Here is a 25,277-nt window from a genome sequence, read left to right on the forward strand (position 1 = left end):
CCGCGGCAATGCCGGCCGGCTCATTCGAGCCAGACCCGGCTGAAATAAAGCTCGAAGGGCTCCTCGGGCCGGCGGCTGAACAGGACGAACTGGCTGATGTCGGCGAGATCCAGCGTGCGCTCCCGCGGGCCGCGCGCGACCGTCTCCAGCGGGACCGAGAAATCATTCATGCCCGGCAAGACGATGAAGCTGCTGTTGAAGCGATCCGCGTGCGATCGGCCCCGATGCGTGTCGTCCACGCGCAGCACGATCTCGACGGGAGATTCCAGCGCCGACCAGACGCGGAAACGCAAGGCCTCGTAACCCGACCAGTCGGGATAGGGCTCGCGCACCGTGAAGCCGGGCCAGGGCGCATCGAGAAAGGTGAGCCGGACCACGGGACCTGCCGTTTCGGCCGGCCAGCCTTCCGGCCGGGGCACGGGGATCGCCTCGGCGCGCCCCACGCTGAGGAACGGCTGTTGCCATGACGCGGCGAGGTCCGCCACCACCGGCAGGGCGGCCTGGCGCATGGCGTAGCTCCAGGCCATCGTCAGCAGCGGAATCGCCGACAGGGCCAGCGCCAGGCTCGCCCCGATCAGCACCAGCCGGGCCGCCATGAGGCCGTCCCGCCCGAGTGTCCGCCAGAGGCCGGGCCGCGATGCGGCCGCGATGCCGATGAAACACAAAGCGCCGGTGAGATTGTTCAGGGCGTCACCGATATTCACGGAACGGCCGGGCTGCACGACCTGTGCGGCCTCGGAGACCAGGCTCAGGATGGCAGTGGCGAGCAGGGCGATGAGGAAGTTGAGGCTCTCAGGAGCCGCGCCCGCTCGCAACACGCGCACGATCCGCAGCATCAGCAGCGCCGCGAAGCCGAACAGGGGAATGTGGCCGAACTGGAAGATCACCCGCCAGAGGTACAGGTCGCTGGGCGGCCGGGCCATCACCAGGAAGCTCATCAGCGCGACAATGCCGAGCGCAGGCAGCGCCAGCTGGCGCCAATGGCCCGCGATGCCCCGCGGCGGCGGTTCCCGGAATTCACGCTCCTGGTCCATGTCCCGATTCTGCCTGTCGGGGGGTCGTCACGGCCAGCGACCAAGCCCATTGACGGCCGGCGGGAAAGGCGCAAGATTGCGGCACCCAGGCAGCTCGCAGGCCTTCCCCGTGACCGCTCATCCGTTCCTCGACATCCGCATGCAGCCACAGCCGGATGACGTGACCTGCGGCCCCACCTGCCTCCAGGCTGTCTACCGCAACCTCGACCGCGCGATGGCGCTCGAGCAGATCATCGGTGAGGTGCCCGGCCTCCCCGACGGCGGCACCCTGGCCGTTTCTCTCGGCATACACGCACTGAATCGCGGCCTGCGCGCGCGCCTGTACAGCTACCACCTGAAGATTTTCGACCCCTCCTGGCGGGGCGCCGATCCAGCTGAGCTGGCCACGAAGCTGGAGGCACAGCTGGCATACAAGCACGGCAAGAAATTCACTTCCGCCAGCCGGGCCTATATCCGTTTCCTCGAGCTCGGGGGCGAGATCGCCTTCGACGACCTGACGCCCGAACTCCTGGACATACCTTTCGATGCCGGGCTGCCCGTGCTCACCGGCCTGTCCGCCACGTATCTCTACGACAGCCGCCGGGAATACACCAACCGCCACAATCGCAGTATCTACGACGACCTGCGCGGCGAGCCGACCGGGCATTTCGTCGTGTTGTGCGGCCGCCAGGGGCGCCGGGTGCGGGTCGCCGACCCTTTCATCGGCAACCCGCTCGCCGACGACAGCCACTACTACGACGTCGAGGTCGAACGCCTCATTCGCGCCATCCTGCTCGGCGTCATGACCTACGACGCCAACCTGCTCGTGGTCTCGGAGGACCCGCTGCCATGAAACGCCTCATCGTGGTCGACGATCCCAGGGCATGGACGCTGGCCGGCGACGATGCCGAAGTCGTCTCCGTGAGCGATTACCTGGCGCCGGCGCGAGCCTGGCCGGGCCGCGGCGTGCGCGTATTCAACCTGGCGCGGTCCTACGGATACCAGACGCGGGGCTACTACGTGTCCCTGCTCGCGGAAGCCCGGGGCCACCGCGTGCTCCCCGACGTGCGCACCATCCAGGACCTGAACGCGCCGGGCTTCGTGCGCTTCATCCCCAACGACGTCGAGGAACTCATCCAGAAAAGCCTGGCGCGGCTGAAGTCGGACGACTTCATGCTGTCCATCTATTTCGGCGAAAACCTGGCAGCGCAGCACCAGGCGCTGGCGCGCGCCCTGTTCCGGCTGTTCCCGGTGCCGTTTCTGCGCGCCAAGTTCAGCCGCGGGCAGAAGTGGAGCCTGCGGGGCGTGCGCGCCATGCCGCTGGACGAGATCCCGGAAGGCCATCTCGAGTTCATGCATGCCGCGGCCAGCCGCTATTTCCAGCGCAAACGCTACCCGCCCGAGCGCAGCGATCGGTCGCGTTACGACCTCGCCATCCTGGTGAACCCTGAGGAACGCGAGGCGCCCTCCGACAAGCAGGCGCTCGCCCGTTTCGTGCAGGCCGCGCGCCGCCAGGGTTTCGGCGTCGAATTCATCGGCCGCGACGATTACCCGCGGCTCGCGGAATTCGACGCGCTGTTCATCCGCGAGACGACCTCGGTGAATCACCACACCTGGCGTTTCTCCCGGCGCGCGCAGGCGGAGGGACTCGCGGTATTCGACGATCCCGATTCGATCCTGCGGTGCGCGAACAAGGTCTACCTCGCCGAGGTGCTCAAGGGCGCACGGATCCCGATTCCACGCACGGAAATCATCCAGCGCGGACAACGCCGCGAAGCGCTCGAGCGCCTGGGCCTGCCCTGCGTCCTCAAGGTGCCCGACTCCTCGTTCTCGCAGGGCGTCGCCAAGGCGAACACCGAGGCGGAATACCTCGCCCTCACCGACAAGATGCTCGAGGCTTCGGACCTGGTGATCGGCCAGGAATACGCCCCGACGGAATTCGACTGGCGGGTCGGCGTCCTGGAAGGCGAGGCGCTGTTCGTCTGCAAGTATTTCATGGCGCGCGGGCACTGGCAGATCTACAACTGGGGCAGCCGGCGTCGCAGCGACGTCTGGGGCCAGTACGAAACGCTGGCCGTCGAGGATGCGCCCCAGGCCGTCGTCCAGGTCGCAGTGAAGGCCGCCCGGCTGATGGGCAACGGGCTGTACGGCGTCGACATCAAGGAAATCGACGGCAGGCCCATGGTCATCGAGATCAACGACAACCCCAGCATCGAGGCCGGCGTGGAGGACAAGGTGCTCGGCATGGCGCTTTACGACGCCATCATCGCCGCCCTGCGCCGCCGGGTGGAAGCACGCCGGGAAGGCGAACCGAAATGACGCCTCCCGCTCCGCTGGGCCTGTTCGAGGGCTTCGGCATCGAGATGGAATTCATGATCGTGGACCGCCGGACCCTGGCGGTGCGGCCGATCGCCGACGAGTTGCTGCGTGCTGCGGATGGCGGACCCCGCTGGGTCGAAGACGTGGAGCGAGGACCGATCGCGTGGTCCAACGAGATCGTCGCACACCTCGTCGAACTCAAGACCAATGGTCCCGCGCCTGGCCTCGCCGGCCTGGACAAGCGCTTCCACGACGACGTGCTCGAGGCCAACCGCCTGCTCAGGCCCATGGGCGCGATGCTGCTCGGCACCGGCGCGCATCCGCTCATGAACCCGGCCGGGGAAACCCGCATCTGGGCACACGGCGGGGGGGAAATCTACGCCGCCTACGATCGTATTTTCAGCTGCGCGGGACACGGCTGGTCCAACCTGCAGAGCACGCACCTGAACCTGCCCTTCGCCGGCGACGAGGAGTTCGGCCGGCTGCATGCCGCCATCCGCCTGGCGCTGCCGCTGATCCCGGCGCTGGCGGCGAGTTCACCCTTTCTCGACGGCCGCTACACCGGCTATCTCGATGCGCGCCTGGAAACCTATCGACACAACCAGGCCCGGATCCCGTCGCTGACGGGGAAAGTCATCCCGGAACCGATGTTTTCGCGCGCCGCCTACCAGTCGTTGTTCGATCGAATCGCCGCGGACATCGCCCCGCACGACCCGGACGGATTGCTCAACCCGCTTTTCCTGAACTCCCGCGGCGCGATCGCCCGCTTCGACCGCGACGCCATCGAGATCCGTATCATCGACATCCAGGAATGCCCCGCAGCGGACCTCGCGGTCGTCGCCGCCATCGTCGCGCTGCTGCGCCGGCTGGTGGCGGAAGATACCGTCCCCCTGGCCGTGCAACAGCAGTGGCCGGAAGACCTGCTCGCGGATATTTTCCTCGCCGTGGTCCGCGACGGCGACGCCGCGCGGATCCAGGACGCGGATTACCTGCGCATGCTGGGGATCCGCGGCGGCCCGACCACCGCCGGGGCCGTGTGGCGCGAGCTGTGCGAGGTGCAGCGCGACGACTTCGAACCCGGGGCACAGTCCGTCCTCGCGCACATCCTGTCCGCCGGGCCGCTCGCGCGGCGGCTGTTGAACAGGCTCGGACCCGCGCCCACGGGCCAGGCCCTCGCCGCCACCCTGGCGGATCTCGCGCAGTGTCTCGCGGACAACAGGCTGTTCCGCTGAGCACGATGAAAGCCGGAAGCGAGCGCTGGCTGTTCACCTGCGAGCATGGCGGGCGAACCGTGCCGGAGGGCTATGCGCAGCTTTTCGCGGGCGCGGACGATGTGCTGGCGTCGCATCGCGGCTGGGACGCCGGCGCGCTGGACGCCTGCGACGCGCTGGCGCCGGCGCTCGCGGATGCCGTTTTCACGCTGGAGATCACGCGACTGTTCATCGACGCCAATCGCTCGCTCACCCATCCGCGCCTCTTTTCCGAGTACACCCGCCCACTTCCGGCGCCTGAGAAAGACGCGATCATCGCCGGCTGGTGGCGGCCGTGGCGCGCCGACGTGGCAAAGCAGGCAGCGCACTGGATCGCTGCCGGGCATCGCGTCTTGCACGTGTCCATCCACAGTTTCACGCCCGAGCTCGACGGGCAGTGGCGCAACGCCGACATCGGACTGCTTTACGATCCGGCGCGGGCCGCCGAGCGGGAGTTCTGCGGGCGCTGGCAGTCGTCGCTGCAACTGCGCGGCTGGCGCGTGCGGCGCAACTATCCCTATCGCGGCACGTCGGATGGGCATACCGCCGCCCTGCGCAAGGAGTTCGGGCCGCGCTATGCCGGCATCGAGCTCGAGCTCAACCAGGCCCTGTTGCCCGCGAGGACCGCCGCGTTGCACGAGGCGCTCGCAAGCACGCTCGCGCAACTGCGCTAGCCGTCGATGTCATGGGGAGGCCAGGTGCTCGGCGAGGAAATCCAGGGTCCGTTGCCAGGCGTCGGCCGCGGCCTCCGGCTGGTAACGCGTGCCGGAGGGGTTGGCGAAAGCATGGCCGGCCTCGTCGTACACCACGATCTCCACCATGTTGCCCAGCGCTTCCAGCGCGGTTTCGAACTCGCGCACCGAGGCCACAGGAATCCCTTGGTCCTGGCCGCCGAAGATACCGAGAATCGGCATGCGTAACGGCGCGAGTTCAGCCGGGTCCGTCACGAGGCGACCATAGTAGATGACCGCTGCATCGAGTTGCTCGGGCAGCAGCAATGCCGTGCGCAGCGACAGGGCGCCGCCGAAACACCAGCCGATGCTGCCGATCCGTGCCATGTCCTCCGGTCCCTCGAGGTGCCGGTAGGCGGCGCGCAAATGCGCGTCCACGCGATCCTTGTCGCTCATGGTCGCCGACATCAGCTCGCGGGCCCGCTCGGGCGTCTCGGCCTCCTCGCCGTCATACATGTCCACGGCGAGCGCGAGATAGCCCGCGGCCGCCAGGCGATTGGCCATCTCGCGGATGTGGTCGTTGAGACCCCACCATTCGTGTATGACCACCAGCGCGGCGCGCGGCGGTCCCGCCGGGCGCGCCAGGTAGCCCGCGAAGCCCTCGTACGCGATGCGCTCGCCGCTGACGCCGCGGACGGCGGCGCCGCCGGCCGCCCCGGCGACGGGGCTGTCCGCGGCATGCTCGCGGGCCATTGCCTCGGTGTATTCCGTGTCGCTGTCGGCAGTGCTGCCGACAGTCGGGAGCAACAGGGCCACGAGCAGCGTGATGAATATTCGTTTCATTGTTCAGCCTCCAGCATTTCGCGGGTGACGAGCACCACGCCTTCGCGCGTGACGTAGAAACGCCGACGGTCCTCGGCCGGGTCCATTCCGATGACCATGCCGTCGGGGACTGTCGTGTCCGCGTCGATGATCGCGTGGCAGACCTTGCAGTTGCGGCCGATCTGCGCGTTGGGCAGGACGATCGAGCGCTCCACCAGCGAATGCTCCGCGACGTGGACGTTGCTGAACAGCACCGATTCGCTCACCAGCGCGCCCGAGATGATGCAGCCTCCCGACACCATGGAATTCACCGCGTGGCCCCGGCGCAGGTCGTCGTTCAGGACGAACTTGGCCGGGGGTAGCTGCGCCTGGTAGGTCCAGATCGGCCATTCCTGGTCGTAGAGGTTCAGTTCCGGGGCGACATGCGTCAGTTCGATGTTGGCCTCGTAGAAGGCATCGACATTGCCGACATCCCGCCAGTAGAGCTGCACCATGGTCTCGGCATCCTGGAAGACGTAGGCGTGCACCTTGTCGCCGGCTTCGATGGCGCGCGGCACGATATTGCGGCCGAAATCATGATCGGAACTGTCGTCGGCGGCGTCTTCACGCAAAACCCGCGCAAGGTAGTCGGCATTGAACACGTAGATGCCCATCGAGGCGAGCGCGATTCCCTCGCGGCCGGGAATCGACTCCGGCTCGGGCGGCTTCTCCACGAAGCGGGTGATGCGCTTTTCGTCGTCGATGGTCACGATGCCGAACTCGTGGCCGCGCTTCACCGGCACTTCCACCGTGCCGGTGGTGATATCGGCCCCGGTTTCGGCATGCTGTGCGAGCATCAGGCCGTAATCCATCTTGTAGATGTGGTCGCCGGCAAGAATCAGCACGTACTCCGGCTCGTGCCTGGCAAGGTATTCGAGGTTCTGATGAACCGCGTCGGCCGTGCCCTTGTACCAGGATGAATCGATCTGCTGCTGGGCCGGCAGGATTTCGACGAACTCGTTGAACTCGCCGCGGAAATAACCCCATGCCCGCTGCAGGTGGACGATCAGGTCGTGCGCCTTGTACTGCGTCAGTACGGCGATCCGCCGGATGCCGGAGTTGACGCAGTTGGACAAGGGGAAATCGATGATGCGGTACTTGCCGCCGAACGGGGTGGCCGGCTTGGCGCGCGAGAGCGTCAGCGCCTTCAGCCGCGAACCACGCCCGCCGGCGAGGATCAGCGCGACGGTGTCGCGTGTGAGGCTGCTGACGTAGCGCCCCGGTTTGCCCGTCTTCATGAGTGCTCCCGTGCCGGAGTGTCTTGCCGATTACCATAGCAGCGGGATGAAGCGCCGCCATGGGCCGGGCCGGGTTTCGGCCGTGCTGTGATAGATTGCCACATCGATCCGCACTCCGGGCCCCATGCCTCCCAAGCTGAAGATTCTTTTCGTCGTCGCCGAAACCTGGCCACTGGCCAAGACGGGCGGACTCGCAGACGTGGTTCCCGCGCTGGCGCAGGCCCTGATCGAGCGGGGACACGACGTGCGTATCCTGATGCCCGCCTATCGCGCGGCGGAGGAGATGTTCGCCGGCAAGGCCGCAGGGCGCCTGTTCGAGGTCCTGCCCGGCGTCGATCGCGCGCGACTGATTCGAGGCGCACTGCCCGGCTACGACATTCCCATGTGGCTGTTGCACTGCCCCGGCCTCTACGATCGTGAGGGCGGGCCCTACGGCGACGCCCAGGGCCGGGACTGGCCCGACAACGCCGTGCGCTTCGCCGTGCTGTGCAAGGTCGCGGCCCGCTTCGCCACCGGCCGCGGGCTCGACGGCTGGAAGCCGGACATCCTGCATGGGCACGACTGGCACACCGGCCTGGTGCCCGCCTACGCGAGCTTCGATTCCCGCGTGACGGCCGCCACGGTGTACACGATCCACAACCTGGCCTACCAGGGCAATTTCGATCCCGGCCTGCGCGAGATGATCGGGATCCCGCCGCAGGCGTTCCAGCCCGACGGCCTCGAGTTCTACGGCCGGCTCAGCTTCATGAAGGCCGGCCTGTGGTACGCCGATCACCTGAGCACTGTCAGCCCGACCTATGCCGGGCAGATCCAGACCCGGGAATACGGTTGCGGGATGGAAGGCGTCCTGCAACACCGTCGCGACGTGGTGACGGGAATTCTCAACGGCGTGGACCAGGTCGTGTGGAATCCCGCAACCGATCCGCTGCTGCCGGCGCGATTCTCCGCCGCATCGCTCGACGGCAAGGCGCGCTGCAAGCTCGAACTGCAGGACCGTTTCGGCCTGGCCCGGGGCCCCGATACACCCGTCGTGGGCATGGTGGGGCGCATGACGACGCAGAAAGGCTGGGACCTGCTGGTGCAGGCCGCCCCGGCCCTGCTGGCCGACAAAGTGCAGTTCGTGCTCGTCGGCAACGGCGAGCACGACGTCGAGCGGCAGGTCGCGGGCCTCGCGGCACTGCACCCCGACAGGGTCGGCGTTCACCTGGGCTATGACGAAGCGTTGTCCCATCTCGTGATCGCGGGGGCCGACATCTTCACCGTGCCGTCACGGTTCGAGCCCTCGGGCCTCACCCAGATGTACAGCCAGCGCTACGGCACGCCGCCGGTCGTGCGACGCACCGGCGGGCTTGCGGACAGCGTGATCGGCACGACGCCGGCCGGCATCGCCGACGGGTCCGCCACGGGGTTCTTCTTCGAGGAGGCTGCGGCCGGCGCGCTCGCCGCGGCCCTCGGGGAGGCCGTGAACCTGTTCCGCCGGGACCCCGCGGCCTGGGCGCGCCTGCAGGCCAACGGGATGGCGCGGGATTTCGGCTGGCATCATCCCGCCGCGCTTTACGAAGACGCCTACGCGGCGGCCTGGCGTCAGGCGAGGGCTCGCCGACGGGCAGCGCCGGCGTGACGATCATCGTGGCAAATGAGCGGCAGATCGGCCAGGGCGCTCCGGAAACACGGAGATAAGGCAACCTGGGGGTCGATGCGACCCGCGAAATCGGGTGGCGCTTATCGCCTGGAGTGCGAACCCTTGATCCCGGTGCGCCCGCGGCCGACCTGCCTGGAATCGATACCCCCCGGCCGGAACAGGGAGGGGTGGCGCGGAGTCGAAGAATAGCCCGAATCCTCGCGAGATGCCTAGCTATTCCGACCCTTCTCTTGCCCCATCCCTTGAAAAACAGATAGTTATGTTTCCATGCGCGAGGAAAATCGCCGGGATTGACCCCGGATTAGCCGCGTTTCGGGGGCGTCGGACTATTGACACCCCCCGCAAAAGGACTATTCTCGCCCCCCCTTGTTGCTATGCACCAATCCGATGACTCCGCACCGCACCAGGCATCTCCTGCTCGCCGTGGCGACGCTGCTCGCGGTCACGCCCGCGGGCGCGACGGACGGGCCGGTCGCCTGCCTGCCCGGTGGTGGTGGACACCTCCAGCTGGAGATCAGCGGTGATTTCACCGCGGAGGTCGACTGGGGGAACGCCGGAACAGTATGCGACGGCGGTCCAAGACCGGGCGGCGACGCCCTGCGTCTCGCCTTCAGCCGCGAGGCCGACGAACTGATGGTCCTGGTGGGCATCACGGGACTCGAGCGCGGGGCGACAGGTGAAGGCCTGCTGGCCAACATCACCATCGTGCGCCAGGGCATGGGGCGCTTCTACGGCACCCTCGGGGCCCATGCCTGCGTGATCGATGTCACGGCGAACGTGCCCGAGCCGGGCATCGAAGACGGCTACCGGGTGAGCGGCCAGGGACGATGCGCAGCCGGCATCGAGGCCATCGGCCGGCCGGGCGAGATCCGCGTCTCGCCCTTCGAGTTCACCGGCCTGGCGTGGTGGCCCGAGCAGGACGAGCAGGACGAGCAGGACGAGCAGGAGCCATGATGCGCCGCTACCTGTTCCCCGCCCTCTGCGTGATCGCGCTGGTGCTCGCCCTCCATACGATGACGCTGGCCTCGGGCGACACCGCATCGGCGGCACTCGAGCGCATCGCCATCCAGGCCGGCGACGGGGCGCAGCACGAGTTCGATGTCCAGTTGGCGGACACACCCGAGACCCGCAGGCGCGGCCTCATGCACGTCACGGAGCTCGCGCCCGACCAAGGCATGCTGTTCGATTTCGAGGCGCCCCGCAGGGTGGGCATGTGGATGAAGAACACGCCCCTGTCGCTGGACATGCTGTTCATCCGCGCGGACGGCACGATCGCACGCATCGAATCCTGCACCCGGCCGTATTCCGCCGCCCTCATCGAGTCCGGCAGCGTGGTGCGCGCCGTGCTGGAGATCAACTGCGGGCGCGCCGCGGCGCTCGGGATCGAGGCCGGGGACCGGGTCGTCCACCGGCTGTTTCCACCGCCCGGCTAGATCACCTTGGAGAAGCGCTGCTCGGCCGCGCGTGCGGCGAGATAAGCGTCGAAGGGCATGGCGATCGAGCGCAACAGGAAGCGCCCCCGGGGCGTGACGCGAATCGTGTCCGCATCCATCTCGACGAGCCCGTCCTCCTGCAGCGGCACCAGCGCCTCCAGCTCGCGGGCGAAGTACTGCCCGAAATCGATGCCGTGGCGCGCCTCGATCTTGCGCATCTCCGCCAGTCCGCCGCACATCAGCGCGTGGATCACTTCCCGGCGCAACACGTCGTCGTCGTTCAGCTGGACCCCCCGCAGGATCGGGATGTGGCCTGAATCGACCGTGTCGTAGTAGTCGTGCCGCAGCTTGATGCTCTGGGCATAGCTGTGGCCGACCTTGCCGATGGCGCTGACGCCGAGGCCGACGAGATCGAGCTCCGCGTGCGTGGAATAGCCCTGGAAATTGCGGTGCAACGTGCCGTTGTGCAGCGACTTGACCAGTTCGTCCTCGGGCAGGGCGAAGTGGTCCATGCCGATGTAGTCGTAGCCCCGCGCGGTCAGGAACTCGACCGTGCGGGTCAGCAGGGCCAGCTTCTCCGCGCCGGAGGGCATGTCCTCGTCGCGAATCAGGCGCTGCGCGCGGAACATCTGCGGCAGGTGGGCATAGCTGTATGCGGCGATGCGATCCGGCTTCGCCTGCACCACCGATTCGAGCGTGTGAGTGAAGCTGTCGGCGGTCTGCTTCGGCAGGCCGTAGATCAGGTCGACCGACACCGAGCCGAAGCCGCACTCGCGCGCCTGGCGGATCAAAAACAGCGTCCACTCCTCGTCCTGGATGCGATTGACCGCCTGCTGCACGCTGGGGTCGAAATCCTGGATGCCGAGCGAGAGCCGGTTGAATCCCATTTCGGCGAGACGCGGAATCGTGTTCTTGTCGACGCTGCGCGGATCGATCTCGATGGAATACTCGCGGTTGTCGCCCTGGTGCAGCCCGAAGTTGCGCGCCAGGCCGTCCATGACCCTGGCGAACTGGCGCTCGTCCAGGAAGGTCGGCGTGCCGCCGCCGAAATGCAGCTGGTCCACCGGGCGACGCGAGTCGAACAGCTCGCCCTGCAGCCGCATTTCCTCGACCAGGTGCTCCACGTAGGGATCGGCGCTGTGCTGGTGGCGCGTGATGATCTTGTGGCAGCCGCAGTAATAGCAAAGCGAGTGGCAGAACGGCACGTGCACGTAGATCGACAGCGGCTGCGACGCCGGCTGCTCGCCGTTGCTGGCGAGGGCCATGCGCTTGTAGTCGTCCTCCCCGAAGCCGTCGTGAAACTGCACGGCGGTCGGATAGGAGGTGTAGCGCGGCCCGCGGCCGTCGTAGCGCTTGATCAGGTCGAGATCGAATTCAGCTGTCTGGATCGTCATTCATCACCGCGTCGGTTGGTCGGTTGTGCCGAGGCATTTTACCTTGTAGCGCAAATCGTGCCGCCTGGCATGCACTTCCCGGGGATCGATGGCCGTGCGCGAGACGATTTCCCACCCCGCAGGGCAGTAGCCGGAACGCTTCATCCAGCCCGCCAGCCATTCCATGCGCTTCGCCTCGGCCGCCTCGCTGTCCGAGGGATACAGCGAGGAGGTGCTGGCCTCGAACACCAGCAGGCCCGGCTCCCGGCGGTCTTCGCGCAGGTCGCTCATCGAGTGGCGCTGGAAATCCGCCTTGTCGTCGATGGCGGCGCATCCTGTCGCCGCTGCCAGCAGCAGCCCCAGCGCGACGGCGCGCGATGCAGATCCGCTTGATCGACGTACAGCCATGGCATCCGCACTCCCCGGGTCAGCCGGGATTCTACCCTTGAAGTGGCCTGCCGGGGACCCGGGGCCGCATCTCCTGCATGAAAGCAATGCTGCAAATGCCCCGGGAACGCCTGAAAAGTCCTGCGTTTAGGCTATTATTCGAGTAATCGTGGCCTGGGAGGCGACGAAACATCGCGCGGCGCCGGTAGCGCCTTACGTCAAGGGAGTCACAGACAATGAAACGGAAAATCGTCGCGGCGGCCGCAGCCACCGCTTTACTCCTCGGCAACACGGCCATGGCCGCCGAGAAACCCGGGCAGTGGTATGTCACGCCGATGGCCTCGGCGATCTGGGTGGACAACGAGCGCCTCGTGGACGACGACATCGGCGCCGCTCTCTCGATCGGCCGCGCCCTCACGGATGACGTCAACGTGGAATTTCATGGCTTCAACTATGCCCTGGAAAACGGCCGGGAGCTCGATTACTGGGGCGTGGGCGCCGACGTGGCACGGGTCTTCTACCGTAACCAGCGCATTTCCCCGTATGTCCTCGGCGGCTTCGGCTGGAGCAAGAAGAACAGCGATCCGGGCCTGGACGAAGACACCATCTACGGCAACCTGGCGCTGGGCTTCCTGACCGACGTGACGAGCAACGGCTCGATCGCGCTGCGCACCGAACTGCGTTACCGGATCGACCATGACAGCAACGACCGCCCCGACGGATCCAGGGGCAGCTTCCGCGACCTGATGCTGAAGGTCGGCGTCCAGATCCCCTTCGGCCAGCCCTACGCCCAACCCGTCGCCCAGCGCGCGGAACCGGCGCCGCCCCCCCCGCCGCCACCGCCGCCCCCTGTGGACTCGGACGGCGACGGCGTCCCCGACAGCCGCGACCAGTGCCCCGGCACGCCGCGCGGCGTCACCGTCGATGCAGCCGGTTGCCCGGTTGATACCGACGGAGACGGCGTGGCTGACTATCTCGACCAGTGCCCCGGAACGCCGGCCGGCACCCGCGTTGACAGTCGCGGATGTCCGATCACGTCCGTCATCAACCTCGAGGGCGTGACATTCGCCTTCAACTCGTCGGAGATCACGGGCGACGATCGCGGCATCCTCAACGAGGCCGTCTCGATCCTCGAGCGCTATCCCGACGTGCGGGTGGAAATCGCCGGTCACACCGACTCGGTGGGGAACGCGACCTACAACATGAACCTGTCCGAGCGCCGGGCGCAGTCCGTGGTCGACTTCCTGGTGGACCGGGGCATCGATCGCGACCGGATGACTGCACGGGGCTACGGCCAGAACGAACCGATCGCCGATAATGCGACGGAAGCCGGCCGGGCGATGAACCGCCGCGTGGAGCTGCGCATCATCGAGTGAGAGCATGCTCACAGCCGCGCTTCCGTTGAGAAATGCGGCTCAGCCCTTAAGGCCCCGGTCTCGTTCGCGAGGCCGGGGCTTTTTCATACCCGCAGCAAGGGCGCCTGAATGGTTCGCCGGGGTCCGCCGGGGTCCGCAGGGTCCGCAGGGTCCGCAGCGGCAGGACCTGAACGGCGGGCCGAAGGCGCCAAGCTGTCGCAAAGCACAGCAGCGGGAGGGCCTGAATGGCCCGCTAAGCGAGCTCAGATTTCGCCGAGCGCAGCGGGCCGTTCAGGTCCTGCCGCTGCGAACCCCCCCCGGGCGAACCGTTCAGTCGCTGTCGGGACGCTCGAAACGATAAGCGTGGCCGGAACGGTGCTTGCCACGAAACAGGATCTCGTGGGAATCGAGCAGTCGCAGGCCCGCCGCCTCGAACACCCGGTACCACTCGGGCGTCTCGTGGATCGCGCGGTTGACCCTGAGCATATCGTTGAGCCTCACCTCGCCCAGCTCGAGCTGGCGCACGAAGGCGGCGAGTTCGATGCGGCGCGCGCGGAGCTGCGTCTCGTTCATCGTCAGCAGGCCTTCCAGCGTCTTCATCACGTAGGCGAACAGGGGTGCCCGCGTCGCGCGATAAGCGGGCGTGAGCCGGTCGCGCGACGCCTGGAGCAGCTTGCGCAAGCGGCTGAACGACAGGTTGCCGGCGAGAAAACGCCGTAGCCCCTTCAACAGGCCGAGCGATGCGAGAACCTCGTAATCGCCCGCCTCCTGCGCCATGGTCGCGACGATGTCCGACGAGGCGGCATGACAAACCAGCGCCAGCCGCCCGCCCGGCCGCAACAGTCTCGCGGCCTGTGCCGCAGCCGGCGCCCAGTCGCAATACTCGATGCCGTACTGGCTGGTGACCAGGTCGTATTCCGCATCGGGCAGCGCGAGGGTTTCGACCGGGGACTGGTCGATGAAAGTGACCCCGGCGATCTCGGCCTCCCGGCCGGGGTGCCTGCGGGCCATGCTTTCCAGGCTGATCTTTGCGGCGTCCACGGCGGTGACCGAGGCCTCCCGCTGTTGCGCCAGGAAATAACCGGCCGCGAGCAACGCGATGGCGCCGTTGCCGGTGCACAGGTCGAGCACCTTCCCGCCCTCGGGCACGCCCTGGAACTGCGTCTCCCAGAATGCGGCGATCTCGCCGTCGTAATTGCCGGCGAAGTCCGCCGGCAGGGAGGTGAGCTGGCCGCTCGCCCAGTATTCGCTCCAGTGATCCAGTTGTCCGGGTTGCACGATAGTGCGCTCACCTCGTTATGGGCCGGGCCGGGCCGGCCCGGGTCAGCCCGGGTCAGCCGGGCAGCTGCGACGTCCGTGGCACGCAAATGGCGCCTTCGCCCCTCGATTGACCGATCTTAAAGCAAAAAGAAAGGCGGACCGAAGTCCGCCTTTCCCAGGGTCAAAATCCCTTGACTGCGCAGTCTAGAAGGACTGCTTGTAACGCGCGTACACGATGCGACCTTCACCACTGTAGAGGTTGAAGTCGTAGTCACGTCCGTCGGTGAAACCCACGCCGATCGGCGGGAACTTCTCGAAGGCGTTGAGTGCGCCGATCGTGAAGCGGCCGTTCCAGGGCGTGAAGTAGTTCGCCTGCAGGTCGTGCGTCACCCACGTCGGCACGTGGCCGATGCAAGCACCGTCATCGATCTCGTCGCACTGGTCTGCAATGACATTCATGTTCCAGCCGAACGCGAAATCGCCGTACTCGTACACGTTCTGCAGGGTCGCACGCCACTGCGGCACACCCGGGTCATCAACCAGGTCGCGGCCACCGTCGATGCTGTAGCTGTTGGTGTACGCCACGGTCAGGTTGTTGCTCAGGCGGCCACCGACGAGATCGAAGGTGGTGGTGATGCTGAGGTCGATACCGTCGACTTCGACCGTACCCTCGTTGCCGAAGCCCTGCACGATGCGCGTGATGGCGCCCGTGGCCGGGTCACGCTCGACACCGAGACCTGCGGGTACCGGATCCCCGGCCTGCTCCCTGTTGAGCAACACGCCGGCGCTGAAGAAGGCGATCCGGTCGGTGATCTCGATATCCCAGTAGTCCAGGGTACCGCTGATCCAGTCGAAGGGCTGGTAGGCCACACCGAACGAGAACTGCTTGGACTGCTCCGACTCGAGGTTCGGGTTGGCGGTCCGCAGGCCGTTGATCTGGATTTCGCAGTCCGGGTCTTCCCCGGCCACGGCGCAGGTCTGCGGGTCCGACACCGGGTCGGCGGAGAACGAGTCGAGCTGCGTGATGATGTCCAGGCTCGGGGCGCGGAAGCCCTCGCCGTAGGAGCCGCGGACCGTCAGCTCAGCCAGCGGCTGCCAACGGAACGAGACCTTCGGCGAGAAATCGTTGCCGTAGTCGCTGTACTCGTCGAAACGCCCGGCGACCGAGATCTCCAGGTCGGCGATGACCGGAATCAGGGTTTCGAAGTACGCCGAGGTGACGTCGCGGGTTCCGCCGGCACTGTTGCCCGCCGAGCCGCCGATGGCGCCTGCTTCGGACAGCGAATCGTACTGGTCGGAGTAAACCTCTTCGCGGTACTCGGCGCCGAGGAACCACTGCACCGCACCCGCGTCCGTCTCCAGCCAGTCCCAGGCCGCCGTGGCATAGGCTTCCCACTGGTCGTAGATGCTGATGCGCGAGATCGTGGCCTTCATGGAGTTCAGAACCTGGGGGTCGTTCGCCAGCGGGTTCTGCAGGTTATATGCACCGCTCTCCAGGAAGTCTGCGGCGGTGGTACGGACGAGATAGTTCCGGCCGATGCTCGTGAACTGGTTGTCCGTGTCGCGCCAGCCGAAGTCCACTTCGACATTGCCGATCATGCCCTGTGCGCCGACCAGCAGGTCGGTCACTTCGGTGCCGGTCGTGTCGTCGCGATTGCCGAGGGCGTCGAAACGGTGCCACCAGTGCACCGGGGTGGGCTCGCCGTCCGGGAGCTGGGTCAGGAAGGCCGGATCGAAAAACGGGCTGTCCGGGTTGGTCGGGTTGTTCGGGCTGTCCACGGAGAGCGGGATCCCGTTACCGCCCAAGGCGGGCTCGGAGGTGTCCGGAACCGGGGCGTAACGGCCGAACGACTCGGAGCGCGCATACAGGATGTCGGAGTACAGCGTCCAGTCGGGCGAGATCTGGTGCTCTGCACGGACGAAGGCCGACTTGTTGTCGAAAGAGGCTTCGTCGGCCGAGACCAGGGTGAAGTCGTAGCCGCAGCGGAACTGGTCACCTGCGCTGTTTGCGAGGCCGCCCGGACTGCCAACCGGAACAGCAGCGTCCGGGTTGTTGAACGTGTCCGGACCGCAGCCGCCGGGGATCGATGTCAGCGAGAAAGGCGAGTACCCCGGGAAGACGGGGACGAAGGAATTGCCGTAGAACGACGCACCCGGGCTCGTCCAGGGGTAGTCACGCGCGAACACGATGTCGCGGGTGTCCCAGGACGCGCCGGCGATGATGCTCGACGTGGCCGACGAGGCGCCGAAGACCACGGACCCTTCGGTACGGTCGCCGCCTTCCTCGGGAATGCTCGGATCCGCAGCGCCCAGCATGAGCTCGGCACCCTGGAAGTCCTTGCGGAGGATGACGTTGACGACACCACCGAGGGCGTCGGAGCCGTAGATGGCCGAGGCGCCGTCGGTCAGGATCTCGATGCGCTCGACAGCACCCAGCGGGATGATGTTGAGGTCGTTGGAGGCGCCGGTCTGCGGAGCCTTCGGCAGCCGACGGCCGTTGATCAGCACGAGCGTGCGTGTGGCGCCCAGGCCGCGCAGGTTGACCAGCGCGGCACCGGCGAAGGAGCTGCCGGACTGCGGACGGTAGGAGCCGAAGCTGTTGAACGGCAGCTGGCGAATGAACTCGCCGGCGCTCGAATAGCCGCTGTTTTCGATCTGGTCGCGGTCGATGACCGTGACGGGCAGCGCCCCTTCGATGTCGGTCCGCTTGATGCGGGAGCCCGTTACGGTGACGCGGTCAAGGTCTGCCGCTTCCTCTTCCTGCGCCTGCGCAAGAACCGGAACGGAGAGGCCAGCCGCTACCGTGGCGCAGAGCGCGTAACGCACTGCGGCAGCAATAGGGTCTCGTCTGAATTTCATTATCTAATTCCCTCCAAGAACGATGATCGGAGTGAAGGCTTCAACGAGCGGAGTCTTGCCTTGTTCGCCAAGCCAAACCGCAGCAGCGCATCATTCCCCGTGGATATCCAGGTGATTGGACAGGTGGAGCCTAGTCGAGCGGAGACCCTGCGTCAACTGGATTGTTGCGGCAAACACACGGCCGGGAAAGCGCGGATTTGCTTTATTCTCCTACCCGAAAGCTGGTTTGTGGTTTTTGGGCAACAGGATGATCCGGGCTGCGGAGGCGCCCCGGGCGGCGACCGTGTCAGGACGCCATGGCGCTGAACGACGGCCGCTTCCCCTTGATGTCGGCGCTCGACTGCGAGCGCGCGACGGCTGAACGAAGCTCCCAGAAGTACTGGTGCGAATCGTACTGCTGGTATTCAAGGTCGATGCTCGCCATGCCGTCGGGGTCGTCCACCTCGAATGTCCCGGGGGGATAGCTCGCCAGTGGCCGGACCACCTCCGGGCGGCCCACGCGGACGTTGTGGTCGCGGAACCAGGCGACGAAATCGTGCCGGAGTCGCTCGCGCCGCGGATAGACGACGGACTCGTCGGGCATGGCCAGCTCGTTGGCCCGCAGGACGACTTCCAGCGCGGCATCCGGCTCGATCCCGCAGTCCTCCCTGATGAACCGCCGGACCTCGTCATAGAAGCGCCGCCAGCCGCCCGGCATGCACTTGTTGGTGTTGAAGAAGGCCAGGACCCAGGTGATCGACGGGAAACGGCCGGGATCGCGCCGCACCGCATCGTTCAGCTCGTGCAGGAAATCGATGGCCCGCTTGCCGTGTTCCCACTGCAGGAAGCGCATCACGTAGCGCAGGGCGCCGTAGCCCTCGGTGGCGACATAGACCTCGTAGATCGCCTTCATCCGCTTGAGCTCGTCCCGGGAGTAGCTGAAGCAGGAGACGAGAAAGTCATTTTCGTCCACTTCGATCCGGTACTTCTCGATGTACTCGGGGTCCGCCATGGGACTGTTCGGCAAAAGCTGCGTCGGGTAGGCCTTCACCTGGACGTCGGCGTCGATGTAGCGCTGCAGGTCCTGGTCGAAGGCGGCCACGGTGATGCCCGGCAGGCCGATCATCAGGTCGGTGGACAGGGGCAGGCCCGCCTCGTCGAACACGCCGATCAGCTCGTCGTACTTGTCCGTCTTGATGTTCTCCCGGTTGATCACGTCGAGCGTCCGGGCGTCGCTGGTCTGGATCGAGATGATCCCCTGGCTGATGATCTGTCCTTCGGTGAACGTCTTGATGATGTCCGCCAGGCGGCTGGTGGCGTTCTTCGTGTAATTGACCACCACTTCCTGGGGAAAGCCGTAGCGGCGCTTGACGTCCACGATCCACTCCGCGATCTCTGTGTCGCGGCGCAACATGCCGAAATTCGCATCCGCGATCCACAGGACGCGAACGCGATTCCTGCCGATCCATTCGATTTCGCCCCGGGTCCGGTCCATGTCGAACTTGACCACCTTGCCGTTCGTCGCCGAACCCCAGTCGCAGAACGTGCAGGCGAACGGGCATCCCCGGTTGGTCTCGACGATCGCGGCGTCCACCCGCCCCTCGTAGCCGTCGAACACCCCCTGCAGGTAGGGCGAGGGAATCTGGTCCAGCGCGCGCAGCCGCGGCCGGGGCAGCGATCGGGCGATCGCCTCCTTGTCCTCGCCGGGCAAGCGGAAGGAGATGCCCGACACGTCGGACAGGACCTCCGGGCGATAGCGGATCCCGCCGTCATCGCTCCGCTCCAGGTGGCTGAACACTTCCGTGATCGTGACCTCGCCCTCGCCGTGCACCGCGATGTCCACGGACGGATACCGGGCCATGAAAGCGCGGCAGGCCTTGTCGTATCCGGGCGTGCTGGGCCCCCCGTGCACGGTCAGGTTGCGCGGATCGTACCCCTTGATGGCCTCGGAGACCGCCAGGTTCTTCTGCATGGACCACATGTAGTTGGAGAACAGCCAGATCCCCGGGCCGAATTTACGGTAGGGGCCGTCGAACATGTCCTTCGGCGTGGGATGAAAGGAAATCGGCAGCAGCTGGTAACGCTCCAGCAATGCGCCCCCGTCATGCGCCGAGAGCGCGCTGAAGATCATCCCGAGGGCCAGCGGGTAGTGGTTCTCCATGTGCGGCACGAAGTAGACCGGGATGCGGCCATCGGGCTCGAGGGTCCGCCAGCTGGCCGTTTCGGGCCCCACCGGGCGATCACGGCCCCGGCCGGCGTCCTCCGCGACGTCCGGCGTCGCCGACGACGACACGCGGCCCGGCACGACCAGCCGCTCGTCGACGAGCCACTGCACGGCACGGCGCCGCGCCGCGGGGTCACCCACGGCCCGGCATTCGCGCACCACGGACTTCAGGCTCTGTCCCTGGCCGAACGCGACCAGCAGCAGGGCAAGATCGAGGCCCAGCCGGTAGCTCCGGTCCCGGGCCGCGTTCCAGACCTCGAACCCGCCCGGGACCAGCCGGAGCAGGAAGTTCGCCGGCAGCCTGAACGAAGCGGTCAGGCTGTCGGGCGCAGGCTGGCCCGGCGCCGGCAACTGCAACACGCGCCCGGCGTCGCCCCGCTGCGCACCGGGCTGCAGCACGGCCGATTTCTGCAGCTGGTCCACGCGGGCGACGACGTTGTTCAGGGGCGGTGGGGCCGGCATATAGCCCGACAGTTCACCCGTCATCAGGGCGCACGCGGCCTCGGCGGGCGTAGCGCCCGACAGGAAGGGAAACAGCAGGACGAGATCCGGGCCCGCCAGGGGGATCCACGCCACCGAGCCGCTCAGCCGCCCCGCGTACAGCACGCCCTTGCGTTGCAGCACCACGGCGTCCGGGTGAGTGACCAGCAGTTCGTCGTGCACCGGGTTTCCTTGTTCGGCCATGGGCGATGCGGCGTCATGACTTTGCCGCGGGGGGCATACTGTAGTCGCATTCGGTGGCCGGAGACCAGTTGGCCGGCCGCCCTGGAAACGATCACTTCATCGCGGCCGTTCCTTGTAGAATCAACCCTTACGGGACAACTCAATCGCCAGGCACACATGAAACTTCAACACGAAAGATCCAGGTCCGTTCGCAGCATCAAGGGAACGGTCCGCACCTCTACCCCGGCATGGATCCCTGCCGCCCTGGCGGCGGCCCTCATGCTGAATGCCTCGAGCGGCGCCGCCGAGAACCCGATGCGCGGCTTCCTGGAATGCCTGGAAATGCGTGACGACCAGGCCCGGCTGGGCTGCTACGACCGCCTCGCCGCAGCACTCGTGGAACTGGGGCCGGGCGCAGCGCTCTCGCCGGTGGGCGCCGACACGTCGCGCGCAGATGCACCGCCCGCCACGGGAGCGGCTCCGCAGGCCGCCACGCCGGCAGCGCCGGCCGGACCGGAGGATGCGTTCGGCAACGAAATGAACAGCCGGGAAGGCGCCGTCGACTCGATCACGGCCTCTGTCGTCGGTGGGTTCGCTGGCTGGGAACCCGGCGCGGTTTTCCGGCTGGACAACGGCCAGGTTTGGGAACAGCAGGGTCCCGGGCGATTCGCCTACGCCGGTCCGGACCGTCCCGTCACGATCCGCCGGGCGGCCTTCGGAAGTTTCATGCTCTCCCCCGACGGCCTGAATCGCAGCATTCGCGTCCGGCGCATCGAATAACGGAAATCCGAAAGGGATAACCTTTGGCACGGCGGGCGCAACGGATTATAGTGCGAGTTGGTCGGCGCACCGCGCGCCCTGTGCTCTATGCGAAGGAAATCCAATGGACAGACAGCTGACAGAAATCGAGAAGGCCTTCCAGGACGCGCGGCATGAATTATTCACCGCCGCACAACGCACCTACGAAGGTCTGCGGCGCGAACTCGACAAGCTCACCAACCGCGCCAACAAGACGGCCGAGCGGGTCAACGACCTCGCGAAGCGACTGCAGGAGCAGGCGCAGAAAGCCGTGAACGAGGGCTCCAAGGCCGCGGCCACCCAGGCCAAGCGGATCGAGAAGATGCTCGCCGAGGCGCGGCAGGAACTCGATGCGGTCAGCAAGGACCAGCGCTGGCTGAAGACCGAAGCGGCACGTGCCTACGATTACTTCCGTCGCGTGAGCGGCATCGAACGGGCCGTGGCGACCGTGGAGAACCAGTGGGCGCGACGCACGGGCGCACCGGCCCCGGTCGCCGCCGCGAAGAAGCGCAAGACGACCGGCAAGAAGAAGGCCGCGACGAAAAAGAAGGCCACTGCGAGCAAGAAAAAGCCGGCGGCGAAGAAAACCTCGAGCAAGAAGAAACCCGCGACCAAGAAAGCCGCTGCCAGCAAGAAGAAGCCTGCCGCCAAGAAGGCTGCGGCAAGCAAGAAGAAGACGACCTCCAGCAAGAAGAAGCCTGCTGCCAAGAAGGCCGCCGCGAGCAAGAAGAAGACCACCTCGCGCAAGAAGGCGCCCGCCAGCAAGGCCACGCCCGCGACCTGAAATCGGCTTCGCGATACGAGAAGGCGGTGACCCCCGGGTCACCGCCTTTTTTTACGCGCGCCTCATGCCGTCGGATAACCGGCCGCGTTCAGCCCGGCCCGCAAAGGATCGAGGAATTTCTCGTAGTTGCGCGACCAGCCCGACGTCATGCCCGGCAGGGGGGGCTGCGGCGTACTCGCGCCGGTACCCGCCGCGTGTTCGGCCAGGGCGAGGCAGGCCGGGTCCCATGGCAGGCCGAGGAAATCGACCAGCCGGCGGGTTTCGGTCTCCGGGTCGAGCAACAGGGCGTCGAAGTCCAGCTCCAGCATCGGCAGTGTCGTGGTCGCGCGCCAATGGTCCATGAGGCGCCGGTACTGGCCATAGAAATGACCCACGTCGGCGAGTTCGCCGGTGAACGGCTCGCCGAACTCGGGCTGCGCGTGGAAGTAGCAGCCGAGCCCCGCGTCGACGGGGGCGCGGTAGCAGTGCACCAGGCGGGCCCGGGGAAACATCAGTTCGATCAGCCCGACGTGCAGGTAGTTGAGCCACTTGGAATCGACGGTGCGACGGCCGCGGTCGCCCGGTCCGAGCAGGTGCGCAAGATAGGCCGCGGACAATTCGCGCAAGTCGCGCTCGCGCATCACGGTGGCGCACTCCGGATAGGACAGCCCGGCGTTGTTGTAGCGGCCGATGCGGCCCGCGCCCAGGTCCACGTGCGGCAGGGCGCCCGCGCCGGACGCCAGCGGGTGTGCCGCGATGAGCCTCTCGAGCAGGGCGCCGCCGGCACGCGGCAGGCCGATCACGAACACGGGCGAGGTGGAACGGGAACCGCGCGGCATGTCCTGCATCGTCTCGCGGGTGAAACTGGTGATCATGCGCCGGACAAAGTCTTCCTGGGCGGCGGCGTCGTAGCGTCGCTGGCGCAGCTTGCGCGCGTGGCGATACTGGGCGAAGGCAAGCGTGTAATCGCCGCGCAGGTCCAGCAGGTCGCCGAGCATGACGTGCGCCGGCACGAGATCCGCCGCGGACCCGGGCCGCTTGACGAGATCGGCCAGGCAGAGCAACGCCTCGTCACGGCGGCCGGCGACCTGCAGCGCACCCGCGCGGGCGATGTGCAGGCAGGCGGGCGAGTCGCCCCGATCCACATGCGGCGCCAGCAGGGCCAGCGCCGCGTCGGGCTTGCCGGTCGCCGTCATGATGCGTGCCAGCCCGGCCGCCGCCTCGGAATGATCGGGGGCCAGCTCGAGCGCTGACTCGAAGCCGGCCGTCGCGATCTCGAACTCGCCCATCGCCTCCAGCACCGAGGCGAGGCCGCTGAAGACATCCGGGTCCTCGTCGCCCGCCGCCACGAGGCGACGATACGCGGTGATCGCCTCGTCGAGCCGGCCGAGTTCACGCAGTGCCGCGGCCAGCGTGTACTGTCCGGCACGATCCGTCAGTTCACGCTGGATTCCCGCCTGCAGGTAGGGAACGGCCTCGGCGGGCAAGCCTTGCGCATGAAGAATGGCGCCCAGCGAGAGGTTCGAGCGGCCGTGATCCCTGTCGAAAAGAATGGCGCGGCGAAAATACCCCTCTGCCTCGGTGACGCGGCCGGCACGCAACAGCAGGTGGCCGAGATTGCCGAGCGCATCCGGGTATTCGGGCGCCGCATCGACGGCCTGGCGAAACGCATCCTCCGCTGCCCCCGGGTCACCCCGCAGATCGAGGACGCAGCCCAGCAGGTTCAGGCTGCGGGGGTTCTTCGGCTCGACGGTGCGGGCGCGCTCCAGCCAGGCCAGGCACTCGTCGATGCGATCCTGCCGAAAACGCAGCTCCGCCATGACCTGGCAGGCCTGGGCGCTCTCCGGGCGCTCCTCGAGCACGGCGGCACAAAGCTGTTCGACGTCCTTATGATGACCGTCGTTGAGCGCGCGCTCCGCCTTCTGCAGATCGATGACGATCCGCCTTCCGGTCTTGTAACTCGCACGGCTCTGCAAAAGGCTCATGGTCTAGCGCCTGCCGGGACTCTGGCATGAGTCCGCCTCAGTCGTTGTCGGGACGGCCATGCAACGAGACAAGCAATTCCGCCTCGCCCCGGTTCAGGCCGCAGTCACGCGCCAGTTCCTCTGCGCTCGCGCCTCCCTGCGCCAGGCGGATGGCATGACTGTAGCCCCCGCTGCCCTCTTCCATGAGCCGGAGCTGCTCCTGCTGCTCCGCAATCTTCGTCATTTCCGCCGCCAGCGCCGCGTGCCGTCGTCCGGCTTCCGCGGCCAGTTCATCACTGGCGGTCGCCGCCTGGTCCACGGTCGCACGCAGTGCGCCGAGTTCGGCCTCCAGCAAGGCCTGGCGTCGCTCCAGGTCCTCCGCCTTGCGCAGGCCTCGCAGCGAGAACCACAGCGCCAACGCCAAAACGAGCACGATGACGACGGCGGCGAGAACCTGGTGATCATTCATCGGAATCATGCGTAGTCATCCACGATGCGTCCCGGGACGGGGGGCTTCACATCGTCGGATTGTCGCTCAGGTTGCGGTTCCTCTGCAGCAGGACCCTTCCCGGCGGGGTTGCCGCCGGGTTCCCGGCGGCGTTCGCGGCGCTCTGCCGGCGGCTTGCGCGGCCACACCGGCTCGACGGGCGCCAGCGGCCGGAAGGGGTTCACCGCAGCGGCTCCGCCGTCACCTCCCGGGTGCGCGGCAGCAGGTCATCGACATCCACCAGGATCATGAACTCGTCGTCCCGCCGCACGACGCCCCGCAGGCAGCGCGACTGCTCGCCGTGCCCCATCGGCGGCGGCGCCTCGCATTCGTCGGCCGTGACCGTCGTGACGTCGGCCACGCTGTCCACGCGCAGGCCGACGGCCTGCCAGCCGCTCTCCATGATCAGGACGCGGCTCGGCGTATCAGGCGGCGCCGGCGCCAGGCCGAGCCGGTGCCGCGCATCCACCACCGGGACGATGCTGCCGCGGAGGTTGATCACGCCCAGCACCGAGTCCGGCGCGCCCGGTACGGGCACGACCTCCGCGGAGCGCAGGACCTCGCGCACCCGCAGCACGTCCAGTGCATACGTCTCCTGCGCCACCCGAAACGTGACGTACCGCCGCGGCGGTTCGTCCGTCTCCGTCTTCTCTGCCACCGCATTCATCGGTTTCTCTCCCTCGGTTGGCGCCGGCGGCACGACAGCCGCCGCGGGCGCGGGCGCGGGCGCAGGTGCGA

Annotated in this window: 22 protein-coding genes; 10 read left to right on the forward strand and 12 right to left on the reverse strand. The window is 67.1% G+C overall.

Going from position 1 to position 25,277, the window contains the following annotated elements; all coding sequences use genetic code 11:
* Positions 1 to 20 precede the first annotated feature (20 nt).
* Positions 21 to 1,034: a VanZ family protein gene (locus tag G6032_RS02790; RefSeq protein WP_165280618.1), complete on the reverse strand. Its 1,014-nt coding sequence runs from the start codon at positions 1,032 to 1,034 to the stop codon at positions 21 to 23.
* Positions 1,035 to 1,143: 109 nt separating this feature from the next.
* On the opposite strand from G6032_RS02790, the gene G6032_RS02795 reads away from it, so the two are divergent.
* From G6032_RS02795 to G6032_RS02810, 4 genes are read left to right on the forward strand one after another with little or no spacing between them, the layout of a single operon-like run.
* On the forward strand, positions 1,144 to 1,866 hold the full coding sequence (locus G6032_RS02795) for a hypothetical protein (RefSeq protein ID WP_206211770.1): 723 nt from the start codon (positions 1,144 to 1,146) through the stop codon (positions 1,864 to 1,866).
* Positions 1,863 to 3,332, forward strand: a complete 1,470-nt coding sequence (locus tag G6032_RS02800; RefSeq protein WP_165280619.1) for a RimK family protein — start codon at positions 1,863 to 1,865, stop codon at positions 3,330 to 3,332. Before G6032_RS02795 ends, G6032_RS02800 begins: the two co-directional genes overlap by 4 nt.
* On the forward strand, positions 3,329 to 4,564 hold the full coding sequence (locus tag G6032_RS02805) for a glutamate-cysteine ligase family protein (protein ID WP_165280620.1): 1,236 nt from the start codon (positions 3,329 to 3,331) through the stop codon (positions 4,562 to 4,564). Before G6032_RS02800 ends, G6032_RS02805 begins: the two co-directional genes overlap by 4 nt.
* Before the next feature lie 5 nt (positions 4,565 to 4,569).
* On the forward strand, positions 4,570 to 5,256 hold the full coding sequence (locus G6032_RS02810) for an N-formylglutamate amidohydrolase (RefSeq protein WP_165280621.1): 687 nt from the start codon (positions 4,570 to 4,572) through the stop codon (positions 5,254 to 5,256).
* A 9-nt stretch (positions 5,257 to 5,265) separates the two neighbouring features.
* Here G6032_RS02810 and G6032_RS02815 read toward each other — a convergent pair whose 3' ends face one another.
* The gene (locus G6032_RS02815; RefSeq protein WP_165280622.1) at positions 5,266 to 6,096 is read right to left on the reverse strand and encodes a dienelactone hydrolase family protein; all 831 of its coding nucleotides are present in this window, start codon (positions 6,094 to 6,096) and stop codon (positions 5,266 to 5,268) included.
* Positions 6,093 to 7,352 carry a glucose-1-phosphate adenylyltransferase gene (gene glgC / locus G6032_RS02820; RefSeq protein ID WP_165280623.1) on the reverse strand — a complete coding sequence of 420 codons (1,260 nt, stop codon included), beginning with the start codon at positions 7,350 to 7,352 and terminating at the stop codon, positions 6,093 to 6,095. Before glgC ends, G6032_RS02815 begins: the two co-directional genes overlap by 4 nt.
* 124 nt (positions 7,353 to 7,476) lie before the next feature.
* Between glgC and glgA the strand changes: the two genes are divergently transcribed.
* The 3 genes from glgA (at position 7,477) to G6032_RS02835 (ending at position 10,427) form a co-directional block, all read left to right on the forward strand.
* Positions 7,477 to 8,973 (forward strand): glycogen synthase GlgA, encoded by a 1,497-nt coding sequence (gene glgA / locus G6032_RS02825; RefSeq protein ID WP_240901929.1) that lies wholly within the window; start codon positions 7,477 to 7,479, stop codon positions 8,971 to 8,973.
* Between the two features lie 408 nt (positions 8,974 to 9,381).
* The gene (locus G6032_RS02830) at positions 9,382 to 9,948 is read left to right on the forward strand and encodes a hypothetical protein (RefSeq protein WP_165280624.1); all 567 of its coding nucleotides are present in this window, start codon (positions 9,382 to 9,384) and stop codon (positions 9,946 to 9,948) included.
* Positions 9,945 to 10,427, forward strand: a complete 483-nt coding sequence (locus G6032_RS02835) for a DUF192 domain-containing protein (RefSeq protein WP_206211771.1) — start codon at positions 9,945 to 9,947, stop codon at positions 10,425 to 10,427. Before G6032_RS02830 ends, G6032_RS02835 begins: the two co-directional genes overlap by 4 nt.
* Here G6032_RS02835 and hemN read toward each other — a convergent pair.
* Together hemN and G6032_RS02845 are read right to left on the reverse strand one after the other, a co-directional pair.
* Entirely contained in the window at positions 10,424 to 11,821 is a 1,398-nt protein-coding gene (gene hemN, locus G6032_RS02840; protein ID WP_165280625.1) for an oxygen-independent coproporphyrinogen III oxidase, read from the reverse strand. The two genes, G6032_RS02835 and hemN, sit on opposite strands and share 4 nt — an antisense overlap.
* A gap of 3 nt (positions 11,822 to 11,824) precedes the next feature.
* Positions 11,825 to 12,208 (reverse strand): hypothetical protein, encoded by a 384-nt coding sequence (locus G6032_RS02845; RefSeq protein WP_165280626.1) that lies wholly within the window; start codon positions 12,206 to 12,208, stop codon positions 11,825 to 11,827.
* Positions 12,209 to 12,423: 215 nt separating this feature from the next.
* On the opposite strand from G6032_RS02845, the gene G6032_RS02850 reads away from it, so the two are divergent.
* Entirely contained in the window at positions 12,424 to 13,563 is a 1,140-nt protein-coding gene (locus tag G6032_RS02850; protein ID WP_165280627.1) for an OmpA family protein, read from the forward strand.
* Between the two features lie 309 nt (positions 13,564 to 13,872).
* On the opposite strand, the gene G6032_RS02855 is transcribed toward G6032_RS02850, so the two are convergent.
* The 3 genes from G6032_RS02855 to G6032_RS02865 form a co-directional block, all read right to left on the reverse strand.
* Entirely contained in the window at positions 13,873 to 14,820 is a 948-nt protein-coding gene (locus G6032_RS02855) for a class I SAM-dependent methyltransferase (RefSeq protein ID WP_165280628.1), read from the reverse strand.
* Between the two features lie 186 nt (positions 14,821 to 15,006).
* Entirely contained in the window at positions 15,007 to 17,661 is a 2,655-nt protein-coding gene (locus G6032_RS02860; RefSeq protein WP_165280629.1) for a TonB-dependent receptor, read from the reverse strand.
* Positions 17,662 to 17,947: 286 nt separating this feature from the next.
* On the reverse strand, positions 17,948 to 20,548 hold the full coding sequence (locus tag G6032_RS02865) for a radical SAM protein (RefSeq protein ID WP_165280630.1): 2,601 nt from the start codon (positions 20,546 to 20,548) through the stop codon (positions 17,948 to 17,950).
* A 258-nt stretch (positions 20,549 to 20,806) separates the two neighbouring features.
* On the opposite strand from G6032_RS02865, the gene G6032_RS02870 reads away from it, so the two are divergent.
* Both G6032_RS02870 and G6032_RS02875 read left to right on the forward strand, forming a co-directional pair.
* Entirely contained in the window at positions 20,807 to 21,307 is a 501-nt protein-coding gene (locus G6032_RS02870) for a hypothetical protein (protein WP_165280631.1), read from the forward strand.
* A 103-nt stretch (positions 21,308 to 21,410) separates the two neighbouring features.
* On the forward strand, positions 21,411 to 22,109 hold the full coding sequence (locus tag G6032_RS02875; protein ID WP_165280632.1) for a hypothetical protein: 699 nt from the start codon (positions 21,411 to 21,413) through the stop codon (positions 22,107 to 22,109).
* A 62-nt stretch (positions 22,110 to 22,171) separates the two neighbouring features.
* Here G6032_RS02875 and G6032_RS02880 read toward each other — a convergent pair whose 3' ends face one another.
* The 4 genes from G6032_RS02880 to G6032_RS02895 form a co-directional block, all read right to left on the reverse strand.
* On the reverse strand, positions 22,172 to 24,073 hold the full coding sequence (locus G6032_RS02880; protein ID WP_165280633.1) for a tetratricopeptide repeat-containing sulfotransferase family protein: 1,902 nt from the start codon (positions 24,071 to 24,073) through the stop codon (positions 22,172 to 22,174).
* Positions 24,074 to 24,110: 37 nt separating this feature from the next.
* Positions 24,111 to 24,530, reverse strand: a complete 420-nt coding sequence (locus G6032_RS02885) for a DUF2802 domain-containing protein (RefSeq protein WP_165280634.1) — start codon at positions 24,528 to 24,530, stop codon at positions 24,111 to 24,113.
* Positions 24,527 to 24,724 carry a hypothetical protein gene (locus G6032_RS02890; protein ID WP_165280635.1) on the reverse strand — a complete coding sequence of 66 codons (198 nt, stop codon included), beginning with the start codon at positions 24,722 to 24,724 and terminating at the stop codon, positions 24,527 to 24,529. Before G6032_RS02890 ends, G6032_RS02885 begins: the two co-directional genes overlap by 4 nt.
* Positions 24,721 to 25,277, reverse strand: a 557-nt coding sequence (locus G6032_RS02895) for a chemotaxis protein CheW (RefSeq protein WP_346763744.1), incomplete at its 5' end; no start/stop codon positions are given. The genes G6032_RS02895 and G6032_RS02890, both read right to left, overlap by 4 nt.

Source organism: Wenzhouxiangella sp. XN24 (assembly GCF_011064545.1).
Lineage (GTDB): Bacteria > Pseudomonadota > Gammaproteobacteria > Steroidobacterales > XN24 > XN24.

What these genes read in the sequence shown, in the direction of transcription:
- G6032_RS02790 (WP_165280618.1), bottom strand. Translation starts at nt 1,034, where the DNA reads ATGGACCAGGAGCGTGAATTCCGGGAACCGCCGCCGCGGGGCATCGCG.
- G6032_RS02800 (WP_165280619.1), top strand. Translation starts at nt 1,863, where the DNA reads ATGAAACGCCTCATCGTGGTCGACGATCCCAGGGCATGGACGCTGGCC.
- G6032_RS02805 (WP_165280620.1), top strand. Translation starts at nt 3,329, where the DNA reads ATGACGCCTCCCGCTCCGCTGGGCCTGTTCGAGGGCTTCGGCATCGAG.
- G6032_RS02810 (WP_165280621.1), top strand. Translation starts at nt 4,570, where the DNA reads ATGAAAGCCGGAAGCGAGCGCTGGCTGTTCACCTGCGAGCATGGCGGG.
- G6032_RS02815 (WP_165280622.1), bottom strand. Translation starts at nt 6,096, where the DNA reads ATGAAACGAATATTCATCACGCTGCTCGTGGCCCTGTTGCTCCCGACT.
- glgC (WP_165280623.1), bottom strand. Translation starts at nt 7,352, where the DNA reads ATGAAGACGGGCAAACCGGGGCGCTACGTCAGCAGCCTCACACGCGAC.
- glgA (WP_240901929.1), top strand. Translation starts at nt 7,477, where the DNA reads ATGCCTCCCAAGCTGAAGATTCTTTTCGTCGTCGCCGAAACCTGGCCA.
- G6032_RS02830 (WP_165280624.1), top strand. Translation starts at nt 9,382, where the DNA reads ATGACTCCGCACCGCACCAGGCATCTCCTGCTCGCCGTGGCGACGCTG.
- G6032_RS02835 (WP_206211771.1), top strand. Translation starts at nt 9,945, where the DNA reads ATGATGCGCCGCTACCTGTTCCCCGCCCTCTGCGTGATCGCGCTGGTG.
- hemN (WP_165280625.1), bottom strand. Translation starts at nt 11,821, where the DNA reads ATGACGATCCAGACAGCTGAATTCGATCTCGACCTGATCAAGCGCTAC.
- G6032_RS02845 (WP_165280626.1), bottom strand. Translation starts at nt 12,208, where the DNA reads ATGGCTGTACGTCGATCAAGCGGATCTGCATCGCGCGCCGTCGCGCTG.
- G6032_RS02850 (WP_165280627.1), top strand. Translation starts at nt 12,424, where the DNA reads ATGAAACGGAAAATCGTCGCGGCGGCCGCAGCCACCGCTTTACTCCTC.
- G6032_RS02860 (WP_165280629.1), bottom strand. Translation starts at nt 17,661, where the DNA reads ATGAAATTCAGACGAGACCCTATTGCTGCCGCAGTGCGTTACGCGCTC.
- G6032_RS02865 (WP_165280630.1), bottom strand. Translation starts at nt 20,548, where the DNA reads ATGGCCGAACAAGGAAACCCGGTGCACGACGAACTGCTGGTCACTCAC.
- G6032_RS02870 (WP_165280631.1), top strand. Translation starts at nt 20,807, where the DNA reads ATGCTGAATGCCTCGAGCGGCGCCGCCGAGAACCCGATGCGCGGCTTC.
- G6032_RS02875 (WP_165280632.1), top strand. Translation starts at nt 21,411, where the DNA reads ATGGACAGACAGCTGACAGAAATCGAGAAGGCCTTCCAGGACGCGCGG.
- G6032_RS02880 (WP_165280633.1), bottom strand. Translation starts at nt 24,073, where the DNA reads ATGAGCCTTTTGCAGAGCCGTGCGAGTTACAAGACCGGAAGGCGGATC.
- G6032_RS02885 (WP_165280634.1), bottom strand. Translation starts at nt 24,530, where the DNA reads ATGATTCCGATGAATGATCACCAGGTTCTCGCCGCCGTCGTCATCGTG.